The sequence below is a fragment of the Actinomycetota bacterium genome (assembly GCA_040757835.1).
GTDB lineage: Bacteria > Actinomycetota > Geothermincolia > Geothermincolales > RBG-13-55-18 > SURF-21.
Genome location: JBFLWJ010000005.1, coordinates 56,593 through 75,737, shown reverse-complemented (window position 1 = coordinate 75,737; position 19,145 = coordinate 56,593). Strand labels below are relative to the sequence as shown.

19 protein-coding genes and 1 tRNA gene are annotated in these 19,145 nt (G+C 64.5%); 11 read left to right on the top strand and 9 right to left on the bottom strand.

The window, feature by feature from the left end; all coding sequences use genetic code 11:
- The first annotated feature begins 19 nt into the window (after positions 1 to 19).
- The 3 genes from AB1384_06850 (at position 20) to AB1384_06840 (ending at position 3,828) form a co-directional block, all read left to right on the top strand.
- Positions 20 to 1,621, top strand: coding sequence for a PASTA domain-containing protein (locus AB1384_06850; protein MEW6553987.1), 1,602 nt, complete (start codon positions 20 to 22; stop codon positions 1,619 to 1,621).
- 268 nt (positions 1,622 to 1,889) lie between these two features.
- Positions 1,890 to 3,539 carry a M23 family metallopeptidase gene (locus AB1384_06845; protein MEW6553986.1) on the top strand — a complete coding sequence of 550 codons (1,650 nt, stop codon included), beginning with the start codon at positions 1,890 to 1,892 and terminating at the stop codon, positions 3,537 to 3,539.
- Between the two features lies 1 nt (position 3,540).
- Positions 3,541 to 3,828 carry a hypothetical protein gene (locus tag AB1384_06840; GenBank protein ID MEW6553985.1) on the top strand — a complete coding sequence of 96 codons (288 nt, stop codon included), beginning with the start codon at positions 3,541 to 3,543 and terminating at the stop codon, positions 3,826 to 3,828.
- Positions 3,829 to 3,843: 15 nt separating this feature from the next.
- Here AB1384_06840 and AB1384_06835 read toward each other — a convergent pair whose 3' ends face one another.
- Positions 3,844 to 4,350, bottom strand: coding sequence for a hypothetical protein (locus AB1384_06835; GenBank protein ID MEW6553984.1), 507 nt, complete (start codon positions 4,348 to 4,350; stop codon positions 3,844 to 3,846).
- 201 nt (positions 4,351 to 4,551) lie between these two features.
- On the opposite strand from AB1384_06835, the gene xseA reads away from it, so the two are divergent.
- The 7 genes from xseA (at position 4,552) to lon (ending at position 13,228) form a co-directional block, all read left to right on the top strand.
- Positions 4,552 to 5,970: an exodeoxyribonuclease VII large subunit gene (gene xseA / locus AB1384_06830; GenBank protein ID MEW6553983.1), complete on the top strand. Its 1,419-nt coding sequence runs from the start codon at positions 4,552 to 4,554 to the stop codon at positions 5,968 to 5,970.
- Between the two features lie 84 nt (positions 5,971 to 6,054).
- On the top strand, positions 6,055 to 6,300 hold the full coding sequence (gene xseB / locus AB1384_06825) for an exodeoxyribonuclease VII small subunit (GenBank protein MEW6553982.1): 246 nt from the start codon (positions 6,055 to 6,057) through the stop codon (positions 6,298 to 6,300).
- Between the two features lie 114 nt (positions 6,301 to 6,414).
- A complete protein-coding gene (locus AB1384_06820) occupies positions 6,415 to 7,764 on the top strand; it encodes an LCP family protein (GenBank protein ID MEW6553981.1) in 1,350 nt (449 codons plus the stop codon).
- Positions 7,765 to 8,011: 247 nt separating this feature from the next.
- On the top strand, positions 8,012 to 8,920 hold the full coding sequence (locus AB1384_06815) for a DMT family transporter (protein ID MEW6553980.1): 909 nt from the start codon (positions 8,012 to 8,014) through the stop codon (positions 8,918 to 8,920).
- A 77-nt stretch (positions 8,921 to 8,997) separates the two neighbouring features.
- Positions 8,998 to 10,014 carry a BMP family ABC transporter substrate-binding protein gene (locus tag AB1384_06810; protein MEW6553979.1) on the top strand — a complete coding sequence of 339 codons (1,017 nt, stop codon included), beginning with the start codon at positions 8,998 to 9,000 and terminating at the stop codon, positions 10,012 to 10,014.
- A 165-nt stretch (positions 10,015 to 10,179) separates the two neighbouring features.
- Entirely contained in the window at positions 10,180 to 10,629 is a 450-nt protein-coding gene (locus AB1384_06805; GenBank protein ID MEW6553978.1) for an Hsp20/alpha crystallin family protein, read from the top strand.
- Positions 10,630 to 10,663: 34 nt separating this feature from the next.
- Positions 10,664 to 13,228, top strand: a complete 2,565-nt coding sequence (gene lon / locus AB1384_06800) for an endopeptidase La (protein ID MEW6553977.1) — start codon at positions 10,664 to 10,666, stop codon at positions 13,226 to 13,228.
- 34 nt (positions 13,229 to 13,262) lie between these two features.
- Here the strand turns inward: lon and AB1384_06795 are convergent, their stop codons facing one another.
- The 6 genes from AB1384_06795 to AB1384_06770 all read right to left on the bottom strand — a co-directional run bounded on the left by AB1384_06795 (position 13,263) and on the right by AB1384_06770 (position 17,034).
- Complete coding sequence (locus AB1384_06795) at positions 13,263 to 13,685, bottom strand: hypothetical protein (protein ID MEW6553976.1); 423 nt, start codon at positions 13,683 to 13,685, stop codon at positions 13,263 to 13,265.
- Between the two features lie 72 nt (positions 13,686 to 13,757).
- The gene (locus AB1384_06790; GenBank protein ID MEW6553975.1) at positions 13,758 to 14,297 is read right to left on the bottom strand and encodes a hypothetical protein; all 540 of its coding nucleotides are present in this window, start codon (positions 14,295 to 14,297) and stop codon (positions 13,758 to 13,760) included.
- 112 nt (positions 14,298 to 14,409) lie between these two features.
- Entirely contained in the window at positions 14,410 to 15,189 is a 780-nt protein-coding gene (locus AB1384_06785) for an ABC transporter ATP-binding protein (protein ID MEW6553974.1), read from the bottom strand.
- A 2-nt stretch (positions 15,190 to 15,191) separates the two neighbouring features.
- Positions 15,192 to 15,953, bottom strand: coding sequence for a cobalt ECF transporter T component CbiQ (cbiQ, locus tag AB1384_06780; protein ID MEW6553973.1), 762 nt, complete (start codon positions 15,951 to 15,953; stop codon positions 15,192 to 15,194).
- Positions 15,950 to 16,354 (bottom strand): PDGLE domain-containing protein, encoded by a 405-nt coding sequence (locus AB1384_06775; protein MEW6553972.1) that lies wholly within the window; start codon positions 16,352 to 16,354, stop codon positions 15,950 to 15,952. Before AB1384_06775 ends, cbiQ begins: the two co-directional genes overlap by 4 nt.
- Positions 16,354 to 17,034: an energy-coupling factor ABC transporter permease gene (locus AB1384_06770; GenBank protein ID MEW6553971.1), complete on the bottom strand. Its 681-nt coding sequence runs from the start codon at positions 17,032 to 17,034 to the stop codon at positions 16,354 to 16,356. The genes AB1384_06775 and AB1384_06770 overlap by 1 nt, the downstream gene beginning before the upstream one ends.
- Positions 17,035 to 17,404: 370 nt before the next feature.
- On the opposite strand from AB1384_06770, the gene AB1384_06765 reads away from it, so the two are divergent.
- Positions 17,405 to 17,480, top strand: a tRNA-Arg gene (locus AB1384_06765).
- 40 nt (positions 17,481 to 17,520) lie between these two features.
- On the opposite strand, the gene AB1384_06760 is transcribed toward AB1384_06765, so the two are convergent.
- The gene (locus tag AB1384_06760; protein ID MEW6553970.1) at positions 17,521 to 18,684 is read right to left on the bottom strand and encodes an ATP-binding protein; all 1,164 of its coding nucleotides are present in this window, start codon (positions 18,682 to 18,684) and stop codon (positions 17,521 to 17,523) included.
- A 238-nt stretch (positions 18,685 to 18,922) separates the two neighbouring features.
- Positions 18,923 to 19,145 (bottom strand): hypothetical protein (locus AB1384_06755; GenBank protein ID MEW6553969.1); only part of this gene is annotated, 223 nt, incomplete at its 5' end.

Genomic DNA, 19,145 nt, shown 5'->3' with positions numbered 1-19,145 from the left:
TAAGGTTTGGGGAGTGAAAATGATCGGCAGGACGCTGGCGGACAGGTACCGGGTGACGGAGGGGCTGCATAAGGGGAAGGCCCTTTCCACCTACATCGCCGTCGATAGCACCTACGGGTCGGAAGTCGAGGTAGACGTCCTCGAGTTGGAGGCGGACTCCCCGGTCTCGGCGCAGCGCATAGGGGAGATCCTGGACGCGGCCATGCTCGTGCACGGGCCCCACATAGCCAGCCTCCTCGCCTGGGACCATGACGAGGAAGAAGGCTTTGTCTGCATGGTCAGGGAGAGGACGGGAGGAGCCCTCCTCTCCGAGGTGCTGGCGGGCACGGGTGAACTGCCGCGGCGGCAGGTGGCGGAGGTCGTCCACGCGGCGGTGGAGGTGCTGGCGGAGGCTTACGGCAGGGGGCTCTATTACCTGGGCCTCAACCCGGGACAGGTGGTCCTGGACGGCAGGGGCGACGTGAAGCTCCTGCGGGTGGGCTTCTCATGGGTCCTGGAGGAGCTGGAGCCGGAGCTGGCGTCACGGGTCTCCCCCTACCGGGCCCCGGAGACCGACGGGAAGAAAGAGGGCTCGCGCACCTCCGACGTCTACGCCCTGGCGGTCATGGTGCGCGAGATGCTGCCGGCCGAGCCCGGCGAGCGCCTGAGTTCCCTGCTGCGCATGGCGGTAGATCCGCTCCCGCGCCGCCGGCCTTCCTCTCCGCGGCTGCTGCTGGAGGCGCTGGAGGCCGCGGAAGGCGATGCCGCCCCCGGCATACCTGTCCCCGGGGCCGGCGCCGTGTTGCCGCCGCCGGGAAGCGGAGGCGGCCTCTCGTTCCTGGAGAACGAGACCTCACCGTCCCTCGTGGACCTGTCGCGGCGTCCCCGCGGACGCCTCCTCCGCAACCTCCTGCTCATACTCGCAGGCGGCCTGGCGCTGTGGGTCGCATTTGCCGCGGCAGGGGGCCTCCTCCGTGGCAAGCCGCCCGAGACGGAGCGGGAATCCGCCGCCTTCGAGGAGAGGATCACCCTGCCGGACCTGCAGGGACTTACCGCCGCGGAAGCCGAGGAGATACTCGATGGGCTGGGACTGCGCTGCACCACACGCGAGGCACCGTCGCGGTTGTGGTCCGCCGGACGGGTCGCGGCTCAGGAGCCCGCCGAGGGGTCGCCGCTGCAGCCCGGCGATGCGGTATGCCTGGTCATCAGCACCGGTGCGGACGGGGGAACGTCCGCGGAGACCGGCGGCGGCCAGCCGCAGGAGCAGCCTGGTTCATCCGTGGTCCCCACCTCCATGGCCACGCCTTCACCGGCTCCGGCGGCACAGTCCCCGCGACCGGTCTCACCCCCCGCGGTACCGCCTCCAGCCGTCAACCTCCCGCCCCGCGCCGTGCCCTCCGTCTCCGCGAACAGCGGGCCCGCGCCCTTTTACGTGGCCATGGACGGCAGCGCCTCCTACGACCCCGATGGCGGCATCGTCCGCTACGTCTGGCACTGCGGCGACGGCACGGTGATCGAGGGGCCCAGGGCACAGCACGTCTACGATCCCGCGGTCATACCTGCCCGTTTTCAGGTCGTTCTCGAGGTCTTTGACGCAGGCGGACTGAGCCATTCCTCCGCGATCGTGCTGGAGGTCTATTGAATTGTCTCTCACCTGGAAGGAGAACCGCCCCGAGAGGCCGGCACATAAGGGAAGCCCGTCCGGGTCCCCCGCTAACGTGGCCTTGCCCGGGGACCGGCGGGCTTTCCAGGCGGGTCGTCCGCAAGGGCGACCGCCTGGCGGCTGGAGGGGCGGAAAGGCACCCTTCACGAGCCGGGCATCAGCCCAGCCCCTTCTTATCATCCTCCTCTTAACCCTCCTCATCATCTCCTTCCACCCGCTGTCTCCCCCGGCCATCGCGGCCGGGGGGGTGGCGCCCTCCTTCGCGTGGCCGGCCAGGGGTGCGGTCATACGACCGTTCAACCCCCCGCAGGGTCCGTACGGCGCTGGGGGCCATGCGGGCATAGATATCGCCCTGGCGCGTGGCAGCGAGGTCCGCGCCTCGGCGGACGGCACGGTGAGCTTCGCCGGGAGCACGCCCGTGGGCACGTGCGTTAGCGTCATCCACCGGGGCGGTTTCAAGACCACCTACGTCTCCCTGGCGTCGCCGGCGGTGCGGAGCGGCCAGGAGGTGCAGGCCGGGCAGGCGCTGGGCACGAGCGACGGGGCAAAGGACCATTCCTGCTCCGTGCCCCATCTACACTTCGGGATCTATCTCAACGGGGTGGCCCTGGACCCCCTGCCGCTCCTGCAGGGGCGGGTGCTGGACCCTTCCGAGAGCCTGTTCCTCGGTCCCTGGGAGGACCAGAAGGCCCTCGATACCTTTTTCGCCCATCGTTCCGGCGGGGGGTTCTTCGACTGGCTGGGCCGCGGCTTCGGCGCCGCGGGAAAGGTCATCGGCAAGGCTTTCCACTGGGCGGTGGACACGGCGGGCAAGGCCTTGGGAGCGGTGTGGCGCTGGACCTGCCGCGCGGCCCGCGCGGTGGGGGGAGCCTTCGCGGCCTTTTACCGCGCCTGCATCGAGCCGTGGCTGGTTCCGGTGTGCAGGGGCCTGGCCGAAGCGGTCAGGGCGGCGCTCTCCAACCGCTACGTACAGGCGGTGCTGGCCGGGCTGGCGGCGGCGGCCTTAGTCTGCCTGGCGGTGGTGGGCGCCGCGCTGCTTTTCGGCCTCTCCGTGTTCGCCACTGTCGTCGCGTGCGTGGTGGGCAGCCTGGCCGCCATCGGCTACGCCATCTACTATGCCTTTGCCGCGGGAGACTCGTTTACCTTCGGCGGGTGCTTCCTCGCGTCCCTCAGTGTGGGGGCCATAGCCGCGGGTGCCTGCCTGCTGCTGTCGTATCTCGCGCCGCTCATCGGAACGGGATGGTCGAGCCTGGGGTGGCTGGGACTGGGCAAGGCCTTTCTCGTCCACGGGTGCGCGGATTCCCTCGTCTATATCGGGTTCTGTCTCGCCACGGGGAGAAAAGTATCTCCCATGGGCGTGCTGGCCTCTTTCCTTATCGGCGGCGCCACCGGAAGTATAGGCAAGCTGGTGACGTCGGGGCTCCTCTCCCACGGCGCGGCGCAGGCGCTGGCGTCGGGGTGGTTCTCCGCGGGGGGAACTTTGCTCACCGGCAGAGGCGTAGCACTCTCCACGCTGGCCTGGGCGGCGGTAACGCGCTTCGCCAACAAGGCCGCATACGTGCTCTTCTGTGGCTGTGCCGGCTTCCTCGGCGATGTCATCATGCGTGGCGTGACCGGTGCCATGCCCTCCATCGCGGAGTCCCTGCTCTGTTTCGGGGGCGGCTGCCTCACCGGGATCCTGAACCTGGCGGGGAGCGGGGAGGGGGTCGCAGGCATCATCTCTCGGCTCAGCAGGGGAAGGATCACGCTCCAGAGCGACCTGCTCAAGGCGCTCATGAGCAAGTCCTTCTCCCGTGGTTTCAAGGAGGGCTCGACCCGGCTCCTGCGCTGGCTGAGGGGAGGAGAGGGCGGGAAACGTGAGAGTCTGTGGCGACTGGATTTCGGAGGTGAGAACTGAAATGAAAGAGACCATGCCAACCTGGCCCCAGACACTGCTCATCTGTGCCCTGGGTATGGCGTCCATCGTCTGCGGTTATATCCTGAGCCGACTGCGGGACGGCTGGGGGCCCGCGGCCTGGGCGGTACTGGGGCTGTTGCTCATCCTGGCCACGGGGTTCTTGGTCACGGTGGTGCTCTTCTACATGCGCCCGCAGTACGGGACCAGGGCGGTCCCCTACACCCTCGTTTTCCTGCTGGGCCATGGCGCGCTGGTGGCGGTGCTGTGGAGGATCGGGGTCTTCGGCTGAGGAATAGCCCGGCGCCTAGAGCGCCTGGCTGTGGCGGTAGCGCCGCGCCTCTTCGGCGCGGCTCGCGGCCCTGGACCGCTGCAATATGCCCGGCATTATCAGCACCAGGCCCCAGTAGATGACCATCAGGCCGCAGGCGATGGTGAAAAGCACCATGCACCAGGTCCGGCCACTGATCAGGGTGGCTATACCCCAGATGGCCGCGAAGACCATCAGTCCCAGGGTGATGCGGTTCCTTTTCACCGCCGCCTTTCTCCTGCTCGCCATGGGTGACGGTACCATGTGTGGCCGGTCGGGGTACCCTTGCCTAATCGGGGTGACGCTGCCGTTAATCACCCTGGCCCGGTACGGAGTCTCTTCCCGACCGCTCCTGGGTTCGATGGAGTTGGCCATCTCCTGCATGCTGCGCTGGAAACTCTGGGTCGAGGCCAGGGGCGACTCGTCCAGCTTCCCCCGGATGATGGGAGGGACTATGGCCAGCATGGCTATCAAGCCGAGGAGGAGCAGGGCCAGTATCTCCAAGCCGATCCCCCCTGCATTCCGGGCCACGCCATAAGCTCCGGACCCGGAAATACTACATATAGTTTCAGAGCTCTCCTACATCACTCTACATAATGTATTTCAACCGCTTCTTCGTTTTTCCTTCATGGTGTTCAATATCTTTTATTGAGCCTCGTGCGGGCCGGGGGAGATGGCAGCGGCGGCGGTTATAATGTCATTACCATGAATGACGTGCAGGAAGAGCGCATATACACCGTCGGGGAGGTGAACCGCCTGGCGGACAACCTCCTGCAGGGGGTGGTCCTGTGGGTAGAGGGGGAGGTATCGAACCTGAAGCCGTACCCCAACTACACCTTCTTCAGCCTCTCGGACGGGGACGCTTCACTCTCCTGCATCATGTTCGCCGGCGCCATGCGGGATGCGGCATGCCATCTGCAGGAGGGCATGAGCGTGCTGGCCAGGGGGCGCCTCGGAGTCTATGTGCGCCGGGGCCAGTTCCGCCTCAACGTCCTGGAGTTCCAGGAAGCGGGCGAGGGGCGGCTGCGCCGCGAGTTCCTGGTCCTCATGCGCAAGTTGTCCAAGGAAGGCCTCTTCGACGAGGCCGTGAAGAGGCCGCTTCCCGCTTACCCCGACACGGTGGGGCTGATCACCTCCCTGGAGGGCGCGGCGGTGCGGGACGTGGTCACCAACCTAACCCGCCGTTTCCGGGGGGCGCGCCTGGTGGTGCGCGGGGTAAGGGTGCAGGGAGAGGACGCGGTGGGGGACATAGTCGCGGCCATCGACCTCTTCAACCGCGCCTTTCCGGTGGACGTGATCATCCTCGCCCGGGGCGGCGGTTCCCTGGAGGACCTGCAGCCCTTCAACTGCGAAGAGGTGGTGCGGGCCATCAGGTCGTCTTCCATCGCGGTGGTGACCGGAGTGGGGCACGAGCCGGACATGACCCTCTGTGACCTCGCGGCGGACCTTCGCGCCAGCACCCCCACGGGCGCGGCCGAGGCGGTGGTGCCCGCGGCGGGGCAGGTGCTGTCGTTGCTGCGCGAGTGCGAGGTGTCGCTGGCGGCGGGCCTGCGGCGGCGCTTGCACCACATGGAGAGGGGCCTGGTCTCGCTGGAAAAGAGGCGATGCTTCTCGGACGCGTCCGCCCTCACCGGCCAGCCCATGCAGCGCCTGGCGGAAAGCGAGGCGCGGCTGCTCTCCGGCATCCAGCTCTCCGTGCAGAGGATGGAGCGCGGGGTGGACACAGCGCTGGTCTCCCTGGCGCGATACCCGCGCGAATACCGGGAGCTGCCGCTGCGGCTGCAGGCGGCGGCGCGCAAGCTCTCCACGGCGGCGGCGTCCTGGAGCAGGTGGAAAGAGGGGGAACCCGGTCCGCGCGCAAGGGGACTGCGGGCGGCGGCACTGGCCATGCTCGCGCGAGAGGACGGCCGGGTCAAGGTGGCTGCCTCCCGCCTGGAGGCCATGAGCCCCCTGGGCGTGCTGGCGCGGGGCTATGCCATCGCGACCAGGGCCGGGGAGGCCAAGCCGCTGACGGATGGCTCCGAGGTCGCTGTGAGCGACATGGTGGACGTGCGCCTGCACCGCGGCGGCCTGCGCTGCGAGGTGAGGGAAGTGCGGGAGCCGCGGGAGGAGGGGAAGGACTGAGGGATGTACCGCGGCTTGTACCGCGCATTCATACTGGCGGGGCTCATGGCAAATGGAGTAAGACCCAGCGGAAGGGGATGAACGATGAGCGAGATGACCTTCAGGGAGATAATGGAGAGGCTCGAGGAGATAACCTCGGTCCTGGAGAAGGAGGACCTCGAGCTCGAGGAAGGCCTGCGTCTCTTCGAGGAGGGGGTGGGCCTGATCCGGGAAGCCAGGCAGCGGCTGGGCTTGGCCAGCTCCAAGGTGGAAAAGCTCATCGGCTCCATGGAGGAAGGGCTGGCCACGGAGGGTTTCGACCTGGAAGGGGCCTCGCCGGAGCAGGAATAGACAGGCGGCCTAGGCCGCGCGCGCCGCGGGGCCTTATAATATTGCGTGGTCCTGAGGCAGAGGCGCGGCGGGTGGCCCGGAACCGGCCGGGAGAGAAAGACGTCTTATCGGCACATGAAGAGACAGGACAGACTGAAGAGGCGCAAGCGCCAGAAGAGGCAGACCGTCCTCAAGGTGCTGCTGGCGGTGGTGCTCATCGGCGGCCTGGTGGTCGGCATCATGAACTTCGATGCCGTCAAGACCTGGGCCGGCAAGCATTACTTCCGCATGCGCTGGGTAAGCGGACCCCAGATGAACGAGGAAGAGAACCAAGAACTATACGACGTCATCGACAAGTACGACCTCTCCGGGAACGTCAACGTGCTCTTCATCGGCATCGACCGCGGCAGCGTGGAGGGCGAGGAGGGCTACACCCGCTCCGACGTGATGATCCTGGCCTCGGTGAACGCGCAGAAGAAGAAAGCGGTGCTGGTGTCCTTTCCCCGCGACACCAGGGTGAACATACCGGGATACGGGACGGAAAAGATCAACGCCGCCCACTCCTTCAGCGGGCCCGCGGGGGCGGTGGAGGTGGTGGAAAAGATATCCGGCATCGATATTAACGGTTACGCAGAGGTGGACTTCGAGGCCTTCAAGAGCATCGTGGACGCACTCGGAGGGGTCATCCTCCACCTCGACTACCCCATCCTGGACCCCAAGATAGGGGCCCTCCCCAAGGGCGACGTCTTCCTCGACGGCGAGAACGCGCTCATCCTGGTGCGCAGCCGGGAGCTGCCCCGCGGCGACCTGGACCGCATCGACAACCAGAAGAAGTTCCTGAAGGCCATGATGGAGAAGGTGGTCCAGAACCGCGACCTGCAGGCCCTGCTCGACGTCCTCGACGCCACCGTCAAGTACCTGGATACCACCATCGAGCCCGACCTCATCTTCGGCCTGGCCGAAGCCCTGCAGGGGATGTCCGTTGACGACGTGGAATTCGTCACCCTGCCCGGCGACGAGCCGGACCCCCCTCCCGGACAGCCCTGGTATTACATCTACGACGAGGCTGCGGCGGCCACCCTCTTCCAGAACATCAAGCTCTACTGCAGCACCGTGACCCCGGAGCAGGAGGCGGCCCAGGAGGCCAACGAACGGCAGCAAGAGAAACTGGCCGAGACAGACGCGGCACCCGATCCCTCCGATGTGGACCTGTCGGTCCTCAACGGCGCGCGCTGGGAAGGCATGGCCGCTCAGGTGGCCGGCATCCTGGAGGAAGAGGGTTACCGCGACATCACCACCGGCAATACCGTCAACCTCTACGAGGAGACCACCATCTACTACGCCCCCGGCTACGAGGAGGCGGCGCGCATGGTGGCCAGGGACTTGAGCCCCAGCGCCGACTTCATCATCGACGAGGACGCTGACGTGGCCACCACCTACGGCGCCGATGTGGTCCTGGTCATCGGCAAGGACTACGTCGACTGAACGCGCCGCATCACCACCTCGCAGCGGTGGTCTCGATCTGCAAACGCCAGGGTTTTCTTCCTCAACACGGCGCTGGTATACGGCGGCGTTTTTGATCGGCGGCAGCATCAAGACACAGTCCTCTTGCCACAGCGCGTGCCGTCTCCTTTAAAGAGCGAGATGGAAAGGTAAGAGACCACCAGCCTACGGTGTCCTGCGCAGTGCGTTATAATCGCCGCATGAAAGCAGCGAGAGCGAGACGCGGCCGATGAGACGTGGTTATCTTTTCGTCCTGGGGGCCATCGTCCTCTTCAGCACCATCGAGGTGGTCTCCAAATACCTCCAGTCAGGAGCGGGCGCAGCCTCACGGGTAGGCCCGCAGCAGGTGGCCACCCTGCGCTTTCTCCTGGGGGCGGCCTTTATCCTCGCCCTCCTGCTGGGCCAACGCCAGGGGAAGTTCATCGTCTCCGCGGTGAAGGCCGACGGCCTGCCCATCGCCATGCTGGGTGCGGTGGGGGTTTTTCTCACTTTCTTCCTGCTGCACGAGGGCATCGAATCGGCCAGCGCGTCCACCGCGGCGGTCATCTTCTCCATGAACCCCGTGTTCACCGTGCTCATCGCCTCCGTCGTGCTGCGCGAGCGCTTGGGGCTCGTGGGGTGGCTGGGGGTAGCCCTGGGCCTGGCCGGGGCCTTCATGGCCGTAACCGGCTTCGAATTCGCGGGGCTCTTCTCCCGGGAGGATTTCCTGGGCGGCATCCTGGTGCTCGCCTCCGCCGCCACCTGGTCAGTCTACACCGTATTCGGCAAGAGATACTCCGAGCGCTACGGCAGCCTGGCGGTGTCCTTTCTGACCATGGCCGCCGGCTCGCTGCTGCTGGCGGCGCTGCTCACGGTCGAGGGTGGATGGTCCGAGATGGCCGCTTACAACCTGCGCGCCTGGGCCTGGCTGCTCTACCTGGGGATGGTCACCGTGGGCATCGGATACATACTGTATTTCGAGGGGATGAGGCGCGTGCCGGCGTCGCGGGGGGCCAGCCTCTTCTACCTCAAACCGGTACTGGCACTGCTCTTCGCCCACTTCGCACTGGGAGAACCCATCTCTTACACCCTCCTGTTCGCCGCGGTGATGGTGGCCTCGGGCATACTGCTGGTCACCTTTCCTTCGGCGCGCAGGTGACGGCGCGGTGTGGTGCTATAATGGACGCGGTATACGGGCGGAAAAGATGGCTAACGACCGTTGATCGGAGCTTATGGATGGGGATGTGTTCACGCCGGCTGGCAGCCACCGCGCTCGCATGTACCTGCCTGCTCCTGCCGCTTGCGGCGTGCTCGTGCAGCGATGCGGGTTCCCCCTTTAGCGTTGCCCTGATCGGGTTCGGGGAAGGCACCGCGGGCGAGGAGCGCAACAACCTGGCCGAATACGGCAAGCGCAGGGCGGAAGCGGAACTGGGAGTGGACGTGGACTTCATCCTGCCCGCGGCGGGAGAAGATTATGGAGACCTGTTCAGCGGCGGCGAGGACAGCTACGACCTGGTGATCTCCCTGGGGCGGGAATCCTCCCTCGACATGCTCTCCGCCCGGCCCGCCGGCAGCGAGGCCGCGGCCTGCGCCCTGGACTTCGAGAGCCCGCAGACGGTAAAGGGAGAGGATGGGGCCTCCCTGGTGCGTTACCGTGTCGAGGAGGGTTCCTACGTATGCGGTTACCTGGCGGGATGGCTGACCGGGCGCAGCGACCATCCGCTGACCAACACGGTCCCGCTGGTAGCCTTCATCGGCGCCAAGGACGACCCCCTGTTGATCTACTACAACGTCGGATTTGGAAAGGGCGTCGAAGCCGGCCTCGGCAAGGAAGGGACCTACAGCTATCACCTGGAGAAGGCCGGCGACTCGGCGCAGGCGAGGGCGTATGCGGAGGAAGCAGTAGAAGACGGCATCGATATAATCTTCTGCACCCCGGGGCTCTTCAACGACGAGGTGATCGAGGTGGCGGAGGAGAAGGACGTGCTGGTTATCCTGGTGGGAGCCGACCGCTCGTCCGAGTCGCCCGACCACGTGCTCACCTCGCTGGTGCTCAGGGACGACAACACCGTCTTCGCAGCGGTGGCGGCAGCCGTGGACGGAGAGATGGCGCCGGGCCGCCAGGCCTGGGGCGAAGAGGTAGGCGCGTGGAGCATCGCGCCTTTTCACGGCAGCGATCCCTATATCCGCAAGGAGATCAAGGAGAAGCTGCGCGACCTGGAGCAGAACATCTCCGAGGTGGACTTCAGCTAATGGGAAGATGGGGTCAGCCCCTGACATGTGACATTTCCTGATAGCCGAAATGCTTGAAGATTTGCCTTTGCTGGAAATGTCACATGTCAGGGGCTGACCCCATAACCTTTTGGGTATAATAGAAGCGTTCCGGTTTTGATCCCATCCGTTTAAGGAGGTCAGAAAGTGACGGAGGCTTTCTGGAACCGCGATGATTACGATGATTTCTTCAGCCTGCACAGCGACATGGAACGCTTCTTCGGCAATATGCCGTACTGGAGGAGGCCCTCCGCAGTATTCGAGAAGGCGTGGAAGCCCCTCTGCGACGTATATGAGTGCGCGGACAACTTCACCGTGGTGGTGGAACTGGCCTGGGTGGACGAGGAGAAGGTGGAGGTGACCCTGCACGGCAGGGTGCTCTCCATCCGCGGGCACCGCGAGCGCTTCCACCCCTCCGATATCAGCAACACCTACATGCTCGAGATAAACTACGGCGATTTCGAGAGGGTCCTGGAGCTTCCCACCGATATCGATGCCGAGGCGACCAGGGCCATATACCGTAAGGGTCTGCTGGAGATCATCCTGCCCAAACTCAAGCGGGAAAAGCTGCGCGGCGTGGACATCAGCAGCGAGTGATCCCGGTATCGACCGCCGGAACAGGAGGTTAACCTTGCCTGATAACGATGTCCCGATGGCGAACGAGAACTACATACCCGAGGTCCTTCCCGTGCTCCCCCTCAAGGACACGGTGATCTACCCTCATATCATCGTGCCGCTTCTCATCACCAGGGAGGAGTACGTCAAGCTCATCGACGACGCCCTGGCGGCGGACCGCCTGGTCGCGGCGGTGGCAAGCCGGGAGGAGGTGGAGATGCCGGAGCCGGAGCAGCTCTATGATATCGGCACCGCGGCGGCCATCATCCGAATGCTCAAGCTGCCCGACGGCTCAATGCAGCTCTTCGTGCAGGGCGTGCAGAGGATCCAGGTCATGGAGTACGTGGAGCGGCAGCCTTACCTCAAGGCGCGGGTGGAGAAGGTGCAGGAGATAATCGAGGAGTCGGTGGAGCTGGAGGGGATCGCGCGCAACGTCCTCACCCAGTTCAAGAAGATGGTCTCACTGGCCCCCTACCTGCCCAGCGAGATCTTTATCGCCGCCATGAACATAGGAGAGTCAAACAACCTGGCGGACTTCATCGCCTCCAACGTCAACATAGACATTGCGGAGAAGCAGGAACTCCTGGAGGCCTTCGACGTCAAGGAGCGCCTGGAGAAGCTGACCGTCTTTCTGAACAAGGAGATCGAGATCCTGGAGATCGGTTCCAGGATCCAGTCCGAGGTGCAGACGGAGATGTCCAAGAGCCAGCGCGAGTATTTCCTGCGCGAACAGCTCAAGGCCATCCAGAAGGAGCTGGGCGAGGTCGATGAGCGCACCATGGAGATCAACGAGTTCAGGGAGAAGATGGACCAGAGCGGTATGCCCGAGGGCGCCCGCAAGGAAGCGGAACGGGAACTGGACCGCCTGGCCAAGATGCCGGTGGCCGCGGCCGAGTACACCGTGGCCCGCACTTACCTGGAGTGGCTCACCAGCTTGCCATGGAACGAGAGCACCGAGGACAACCTGGACATCAAGCGGGCCAGGCGGGTCCTGGACGAGGACCATTACGACCTGGACAAGGTCAAGGACCGCATCGTCGAGTACCTGGCGGTGCGCAAGCTCAAGGAGGACATGAAGGGGCCCATCCTCTGTTTCGTGGGGCCGCCGGGCGTGGGCAAGACCTCCCTTGGGCAGTCCATTGCTCGCGCCCTGGGGCGCAAGTTCGTGCGCATCTCGCTGGGGGGCATGCACGACGAGGCGGAGATCAGGGGCCACCGGCGCACCTATATCGGCGCGCTGCCTGGCCGCATCATCCGTGGCATCCAGCGGGCTGGCTCCAACAACCCGGTGTTCATGCTGGACGAGGTGGACAAGATCGGCGCCGATTTCCGCGGCGACCCCGCCTCTGCGCTGCTGGAGGTGCTGGACCCGGAGCAGAACCATTCTTTCTCCGACCACTACCTCGACGTGGACTTCGACCTCTCCAAGGTGATGTTCATCACCACCGCCAACACCCCGGTACCCATCCACCCGGCCCTGCTCGACCGCATGGAGGTGCTGGAGCTTCCCGGCTACACCGAGGTAGAAAAGGTGCACATCGCACTCGACCACCTGCTGCCGCGCCAGTACGAGGCCCACGGTCTGAAGAAGAGCCAGATAAACATCACCGAGGAGGCGTTGCGCGCCATAATCCGCAATTACACGCGCGAGGCGGGCGTGCGCAACCTCGAGAGGGAGATAGCGACCGTTTGCCGCAAGGTGGCCAGGGATATCGCGGCCGGTAAGCGCAAGAGCAGGAAGATCCTGGAGAGGGACCTGCACGAGCTGCTGGGGCCGGCCCGCTTCCGCTTCGAGGTGTTGGAGGAGGAGGACGAGGTGGGCGTGGCCACGGGCCTGGCCTGGACGGAGGCGGGCGGCGACGTCCTCTTCGTGGAGGCGCAGGTGATGCCCGGGGAGGGCGACCTCATCCTCACCGGGAAGCTGGGCGACGTGATGCAGGAGTCCGCCAAGGCGGCCCTCACCTACTGTCGCAGCGTTTCTGGCCGCTACGGCGTGGAGGCGGATTTCTTCCGCAGCAACGACATGCACGTGCACGTGCCCGCCGGGGCCATACCCAAGGACGGGCCCAGCGCGGGCGTGACCATGGCCACTGCGCTCATGTCCTCCATCACCGGACGCAAGGTGCGCAAGGAGGTGGGCATGACCGGGGAGATAACCCTGCGCGGCAAGGTCCTGCCCATCGGCGGCCTCAAGGAGAAGGTCCTGGCCGCCCACCGCGCCGGAGTCAAACGGGTGATCATCCCCGAGGAGAACCGCAAGTACCTGGAGGAGATCCCGGCCTTCATCCGCAAGGACCTCAAGTTCATCCCCGTCACGCATATCGAGGAGGTCTTCAGAATAGCGCTGCACCCGGCGGAGAAGGCGCCGCGGGAGGGCGCCGCGAAGTCTCCCACCACCGTGGTCAGGAAGCGCGCGGCGGTGAAACCGGCGGCGCCCGCGGCGAAGAAGACCTCCAGGCCGGCCGCGAAGCCGGCCGTGAAGAGGACGTCCAGGCAGCCCGCGAAGTCCGCCGCCAGGAGGCCGGCCGCGAAGAAGACGCCGTCCGCCGGGGGAAAGAAGAGAGCGGGGGGCAGGTCCTGAGGCAATACTCAGGACATGCCGGGGCCTTGATGTCTCAAGGCCCGCCGTCCAGGTCGATGTCCGGCAGCCACAGTTCCTCGGTCTCGGCCAGGGCCACCTTCCACTTCGTGCCCACGCGCCGCGCAACGTACTGCAGGTCCACCACCTTGTCGTCCCACGCATAGTGCACCGTGACCACGGCACGGTCCCCGTCGACCTGCGGCGGGTCCATGGTGAAGGTGACGCTGGAAGCATAGAGGTAGGCCTCACCGCCGGCGTAACCCTCCAGGGTCTCCTCTACGGTCATCTTCGCGGCCTTGTCGTCTTTGCCGGCGATGCGGGCGGAGATGAAATCGCCCACCGCGCGCTGCGGCGTGGAAGCGGAACAGCCGCAATATATCAGCGCCAGGCAGGTGAGCATGGCGGCCGCTACCCCCAACCGCAGCGCGAGGCGGCGTCCCGGCGTCATCGCGCTCATGATCATCCCGCTACCCTCTCTCCGCATGGCCTCACCGTTGCTCGCGCTTTCCCGCCCCTAGACCCCCACGGCTCATAAGGGAAGGAGGTCCGCGCCTCCGGAGAGGAGCTCCTCGAGGTCGTAGTTGACGCCCCCGATGAGCCAGCGGCCGTCCTTCTTCTCCACGTAGAACACCAGCCCGCTGTCTTTCAGGTCGAAGAAGGCCGCGGGAGGCCCTCCGCCATCCCGGTTATAGACGGTGACCCGCCCCCCCTCGAGTTCCACCTCCGCGTTTTCCCCCTGCGCCCGGGTGGAGAATTTCAGGGAAGAGAACTCGAAGCGGTAGCTCTCGAGCAGCGAGAGGGCGGCGTCCCTGGCGCCCTGTTCGTTCCCCTCCCACATCTTGCCCAGTTGCCCCTCGGGGTCCAAATATGTCACGAACCCGTCGGCGTCACCTTCCTCGACAGCCTGCAGCGCCTTGCGCACCGTGTCCTCGGCGGCGTGGCCGCGGAATATAGCGAAGAACCCGATGACGGCCGCGGCCGCCACCAGCCCCACCACGAAGGCCCACTTGACGGTGTTTCCCGCTCTGGCCGCCGGCTTCTCCGCCGTTCCCTCTTCGTTCTCCTCCATGACCATAAGTATATAGCCTGGGGGTGGGTTTGAAGGTGTTCGCCATCACTGGCCGTCCATGACGCCGGTGTATGAGGATCCCTCGGGTCGAGCGTCCGACTCCCGGCGGCTCTCAGCCCTCCCTTTCCCGGTCATGGTGATCCGGGGTATCCTCCCGCCGCACGGGAAAGAAGCCATAGGGTAGCTCCAGGCCGTACTCGGAGAGGAGGCCTTCGTCTGAGAGTATGGTGAAGGAGTCGCCGTCCGCGGCGATCTTCCCCTTGCTCATGATCACCACACGGTCGCAGTTCTCGAAGACGAAGGGCAGGTCGTGGGTAACCAGTATCTTGGTTATCCTCATGCCCTGCAGCAGCTGTGAGAACTCGTTGCGGGCGCGCGGGTCGAGGTTGCTGGAGGGCTCGTCCAGCACCAGCAGGTCGGGGTTCATGGACAGCACCGTGGCGATGGCCGCCCGTTTCTTCTGCCCGTAGCTGAGGTGATAGGCGGAGCGTTTTTCCATGCCCGCGATGCCCACCTCCTCCAGGGCCCGCGCCACGGCGGCCGTCACTTCCTCGCGCGGCATGCCCATGTTGGTGGGGCCGAAGGCCACGTCGTCATAGACGGTGGGCGAGAAGAGCTGGTCGTCGGGGTCCTGGAAGACCAGCCCCACGCGGCGCCGGATCTCGCGCAGGTTCTTCTTCTCCACCGGCAGGTCGAAGATGCGCACCTCTCCCTGCCCGGTGAGGATGCCGTTGAGGTGGAGCAGCAGGGTGGACTTGCCGGCCCCGTTGGGACCGACGATGCCCACCGATTCTCCCTCCTCGATGGTCAGGTCCACCCCGTGCAGGGCGGGAGTACCGTCGGGATATACGTAGCGCAGGTCCTTTATCTCCACCGCCGGCCTGTGATGCATGGTCAACCCCCTACGATGAGCCTTGCCGCAAGCGGGAATAGCGCCGCCAGCACCACGAACCCCATCTCCGCCGCGCCGAAGTCGTAGAGGTAAAGGGTGTGTGTCTCGCCATCGTAGCCGCGCGCCAGCATGGCGGCGTAGACGCGCTCGCCCCGTTCGTAGGAGCGCAGGAAGAGCGCGGCTATCATGTGGCCTATGACTCGGGCCTGCCACAGCCACTTGCCGCTCCACCCCCGCGAGTCGCGGGCCCGGCGCATGCGCTGCAGTTCGTCCATGAGCACGAAGATGTAACGGTACATGAAGCTCATGATGGTGGTCATGAGGTGGGGCACCCTCAGTTTCTCCATGCCCTTGAGCAGCTCGGGGAAGGGCGTGGTGGAAGACATGAGGATAACCGCCAGCACGCTCACCGTGGATTTCGCGGCCACGTTCCACAGCACCATGAGGCCGTGGGCGGATACCGTCAGCGGTCCCAGGTTGTAGCTGCCGCCTCCGTGGTCGAAGAAGGGGATGAACACCGCCACCACCAGGATGAAGGGCAGCACGATGAGCATGCGCTTGAGCACGTGCCCCCAGGGCAGGCGCGACATCACCACCAGGACGATCTCCAGACCCAGGTACGCGGCGAAGGCGGCGTAGTGGTCGGGCGGCGTGGTCACGCAGATGACGATGAGCGCGACGAAGCCCACCAGCTTGGCCCGTGGGTCAAGCTGGTGGAGCGGGCTTTTCAGGTCGCTGCACTTGTCCAGAAAGACGTGGCTCATGTACTCTCTTCCGCCGTGGTTCTTCCGGGAGCGTCCCCTCCCGTATCGCCACCCCTCTTCTTGAGCACCAGGGCAAGCCCCCAGGCGATGAGGAAGATGGCCACGGTGCCGATGAGACCGGCCAGGGCGGTGGCGAGCTTGTTGGGCACCTCCTCCAACTCGCCCGTCTCCTCGTTCACCGCTTCCTCGGTAAGTCCGGGCACGGCGTAGTCGGGGATGGGAGCGCTCTCCCATGCCGGTTCCGTCTCCTCGGCCTGTTCGATGAACCCCTTGTCCTCCGCGACCTTCTCCAGGCCGTCCGGGGACGAGGATGCCCAGGGAGACACGACCAGGGCCAGGGCCACGGCGATGGCCAGTCCGGCCAGGGTGAAGATGATGATACTCTTCTTGCGTGACTCCATCACTGGCTCACCTCCGCTTCCTCGTACCGGCGTACTGGAGTCGGGTAGTCATAGGTCTTGACCAGGTCGGGGCGCACCGCGATGACCACGCCCACCACCAGGACGGTGATAATCGCCTCGCCCACCCCGATGATGGCGTGCACCCCCAGCATGGCCGGCAGGGTCACGCTCAGAGGGGTGGTGCCGGATATCGCCAGTTCGAAGGAGACGGCGCCCGAGGCCAGCATCACCGAGAGCCAGGCCACCACGCCGGTGGCTCCCAGGAAAGCAGTCCTGCTCTTGGGCAGGAGGCGCTTTATACCGTAGAAGATGTAGTAAGAGAGGATGGTGCCGATGACCGCCATGTTGAAGATGTTGGCCCCCAGGGCCGTGAGGCCGCCATCGGCGAAACCCAGGCACTGCACCAGCAGGACCAGGGCGATGACCAGGCTGCCCAACCACGGACCCAACAGGACCGCGACCAGTACGCCCCCTAGGAAGTGGCCGCTGGTGCCGCCGGCCACGGGGAAGTTGAGCATCTGCGCGGCGAAGACGAAAGCGGCGCAGAGGGCCAGCATGGGCACGGTCTTCTCGTCCAGCTCCTCCCGGGCCCTGTACAGCCCGTAGCCCACCGCTCCCGCCGCCACCACGCCGGTGGCGATGCTCACTCCGGTGCTCAGAAAGCCGTCGGGTATGTGCATTTATCAACCTCCCGATATCCTGCCTGAAGAAAAACGCCACGGCACCCGGCGGCTTCGCGCCACTCGAGCCTACGTGGCTCCTTCATCCCGGCAACGTCCTCGGCCTTCGTGACCGTTAACCTATTGTTCCCTGCGACCTATGAAAAAAACGCCTCGGACGGCGGCGACTTCTCATCGCCTGCGCCTCCGTGGCGTTCTACTCTGAACCGCTCTTTCGCTCCGGCCTTCGCGACCGTTTTCGCACCTCTAAATATAATGGCCCCGCCGCCGCGGCGTCAATGATAGCCGATATCGCGCTGTTTGAAGGCTCCACCCCCTCAAGCTATAATTCTTGAGGTGAAATGTGCTCGTGGCAGACGCGGGCATGCGGGCCCCTGTAGCTCAGTGGACAGAGCAAAGGATTCCTAATCCTTGTGTCGCCAGTTCGATTCTGGCCAGGGGCTCCACATATTTATACATCTAGCTAAGTCCTCGCTTATCGCTAGATCAGGATAAAAGCAGCGACAAGGGAATTGCCCACATCTTACCTCCCAGGCTTACTGCCTCCCTGCCGTTGTAGGCCAGGATGCCCGCCTTGCACTCGGGATTCCGCTCTATAAAAGCCTGAAGGCCGGAAAGGTCACTGTTTCCCCAGCTGGAAGAAGCTTTTACCTCGATGGCAACAATATCCTTTCCCAGCTCTAACACGAAGTCGACCTCGTGCCTGCCGGCGATCTGCCAGTAATATATGCTCGTTCGGATGAGATGCGGCTCCAGAATGCCCAGTATATTTTGGAAGACATAGGTCTCATATAGTGCCCCCCTCATGGAGCTGTCCCTGAGATCGGCGACATTAGCGAGATATGCGGCTATACCGGAGTCGGCCATCATCAGCTTCGGGGCCTTCCTCAAGCGCGCTGATGCGTTCTTCAGATAAGGGGGCAGAACATGTGTAATGAAAGAAACGTTCATCAGGCCTAGATATCGCTCACATGTCGACCTATTGATCCCGGCATCCTGTGCGAGATTGCTCAGGTTCAATACCTGTGCGGTACGCAGGGCTGTAAGGCCCATCAGGCGGCGGAAAGCGAGGACGTTATCGACACTCGCGATGTCCCTCAAGTCCCTCTCCAGATAGGTCTGCTCGTAAGCCTTGAACCAGATCTCCCTGTCTGTGATGTTTCCGAGCAGTATCTGGGGCATGCCTCCGTCAAGTATGTTGTTGTCCTTTATGGGAGAATGGCGTTTGTTGTTGCCTTGTAGTTTGAAATCCTTTATAAAACGCAGAATAAACGGTTCTTCAGCGATATTTCGGCTTATTTCGCGTAACGTGAGGGGTAGCAGGTTGAAGTAGATCGCCCTACCCGCCAGGCTTTCGGTCACCTCTCTGAGGGGTGAGACGTTCGCCGAGCCGGACAGCAGGAAGCGGCCTGGGCGCCGGTTCTCATCGACCATCCTTTTAATGGTCAAGAACAGCTCCGGACAACGCTGAGCCTCGTCGACCGCAATGCGTTCACCTCTGCTCAATATAGCCTCGGGATCATTCTTTGCCGCCGCCAGCAGAGATAGATCATCCAGATCTATATATTCCCGGCCCTTGAAAGAAGGGTCTTTAAGCAGCATGGTGCTCTTGCCCACTTGGCGCATGCCGCTAACGACTACAACCGGCATCTGTTCGAGTGCACGCCTTGCGGTTTCGGCAAGCTCGCGGTGCAAATAAACTGTCATTATTGCATAGTATAATAATAAATAATGACATATTTAAGTAAGCAATAATGACAACACTTAATTCATGCTGAATAATCGTTATGTCGCGGCGTTTCTCTTTTATCCGTACCCGGGAGCGAGCGCGTACCGCCACGAGGGCGCCCGCTCGCGCAGGTGCGCCCAGAAGAGACCACCTGCCCCGTCACGCGCGGCCCCGCGGCGCGGCATTGGTGCGTCCAGCAGCACGACGGCCAGCTCCCTCTCCAGGATTGCGAGGCTGCGTGCCACGCGCAGGGTGCAGGTTCCAGGCGTGCACGGCCCGGCGCGCGGAGTTGCGGGTGCGTTCGCTGTCCCCGGTGAACAGGCTAGCCACCGGGAGGGTGCCGGTAGCGCTGGTTATCTGGATGACCATGACCGACGCGTCG

Coding starts and splice junctions, on each gene's coding strand:
- AB1384_06850 (MEW6553987.1), top strand. CDS start 20: ATGATCGGCAGGACGCTGGCGGACAGGTACCGGGTGACGGAGGGGCTG.
- AB1384_06840 (MEW6553985.1), top strand. CDS start 3,541: ATGAAAGAGACCATGCCAACCTGGCCCCAGACACTGCTCATCTGTGCC.
- xseA (MEW6553983.1), top strand. CDS start 4,552: ATGAATGACGTGCAGGAAGAGCGCATATACACCGTCGGGGAGGTGAAC.
- xseB (MEW6553982.1), top strand. CDS start 6,055: ATGAGCGAGATGACCTTCAGGGAGATAATGGAGAGGCTCGAGGAGATA.
- AB1384_06820 (MEW6553981.1), top strand. CDS start 6,415: ATGAAGAGACAGGACAGACTGAAGAGGCGCAAGCGCCAGAAGAGGCAG.
- AB1384_06815 (MEW6553980.1), top strand. CDS start 8,012: ATGAGACGTGGTTATCTTTTCGTCCTGGGGGCCATCGTCCTCTTCAGC.
- AB1384_06810 (MEW6553979.1), top strand. CDS start 8,998: ATGGGGATGTGTTCACGCCGGCTGGCAGCCACCGCGCTCGCATGTACC.
- AB1384_06795 (MEW6553976.1), bottom strand. CDS start 13,685: ATGAGCGCGATGACGCCGGGACGCCGCCTCGCGCTGCGGTTGGGGGTA.
- AB1384_06790 (MEW6553975.1), bottom strand. CDS start 14,297: ATGGAGGAGAACGAAGAGGGAACGGCGGAGAAGCCGGCGGCCAGAGCG.
- AB1384_06785 (MEW6553974.1), bottom strand. CDS start 15,189: ATGCATCACAGGCCGGCGGTGGAGATAAAGGACCTGCGCTACGTATAT.
- cbiQ (MEW6553973.1), bottom strand. CDS start 15,953: ATGAGCCACGTCTTTCTGGACAAGTGCAGCGACCTGAAAAGCCCGCTC.
- AB1384_06775 (MEW6553972.1), bottom strand. CDS start 16,354: ATGGAGTCACGCAAGAAGAGTATCATCATCTTCACCCTGGCCGGACTG.
- AB1384_06770 (MEW6553971.1), bottom strand. CDS start 17,034: ATGCACATACCCGACGGCTTTCTGAGCACCGGAGTGAGCATCGCCACC.
- AB1384_06760 (MEW6553970.1), bottom strand. CDS start 18,684: ATGCCGGTTGTAGTCGTTAGCGGCATGCGCCAAGTGGGCAAGAGCACC.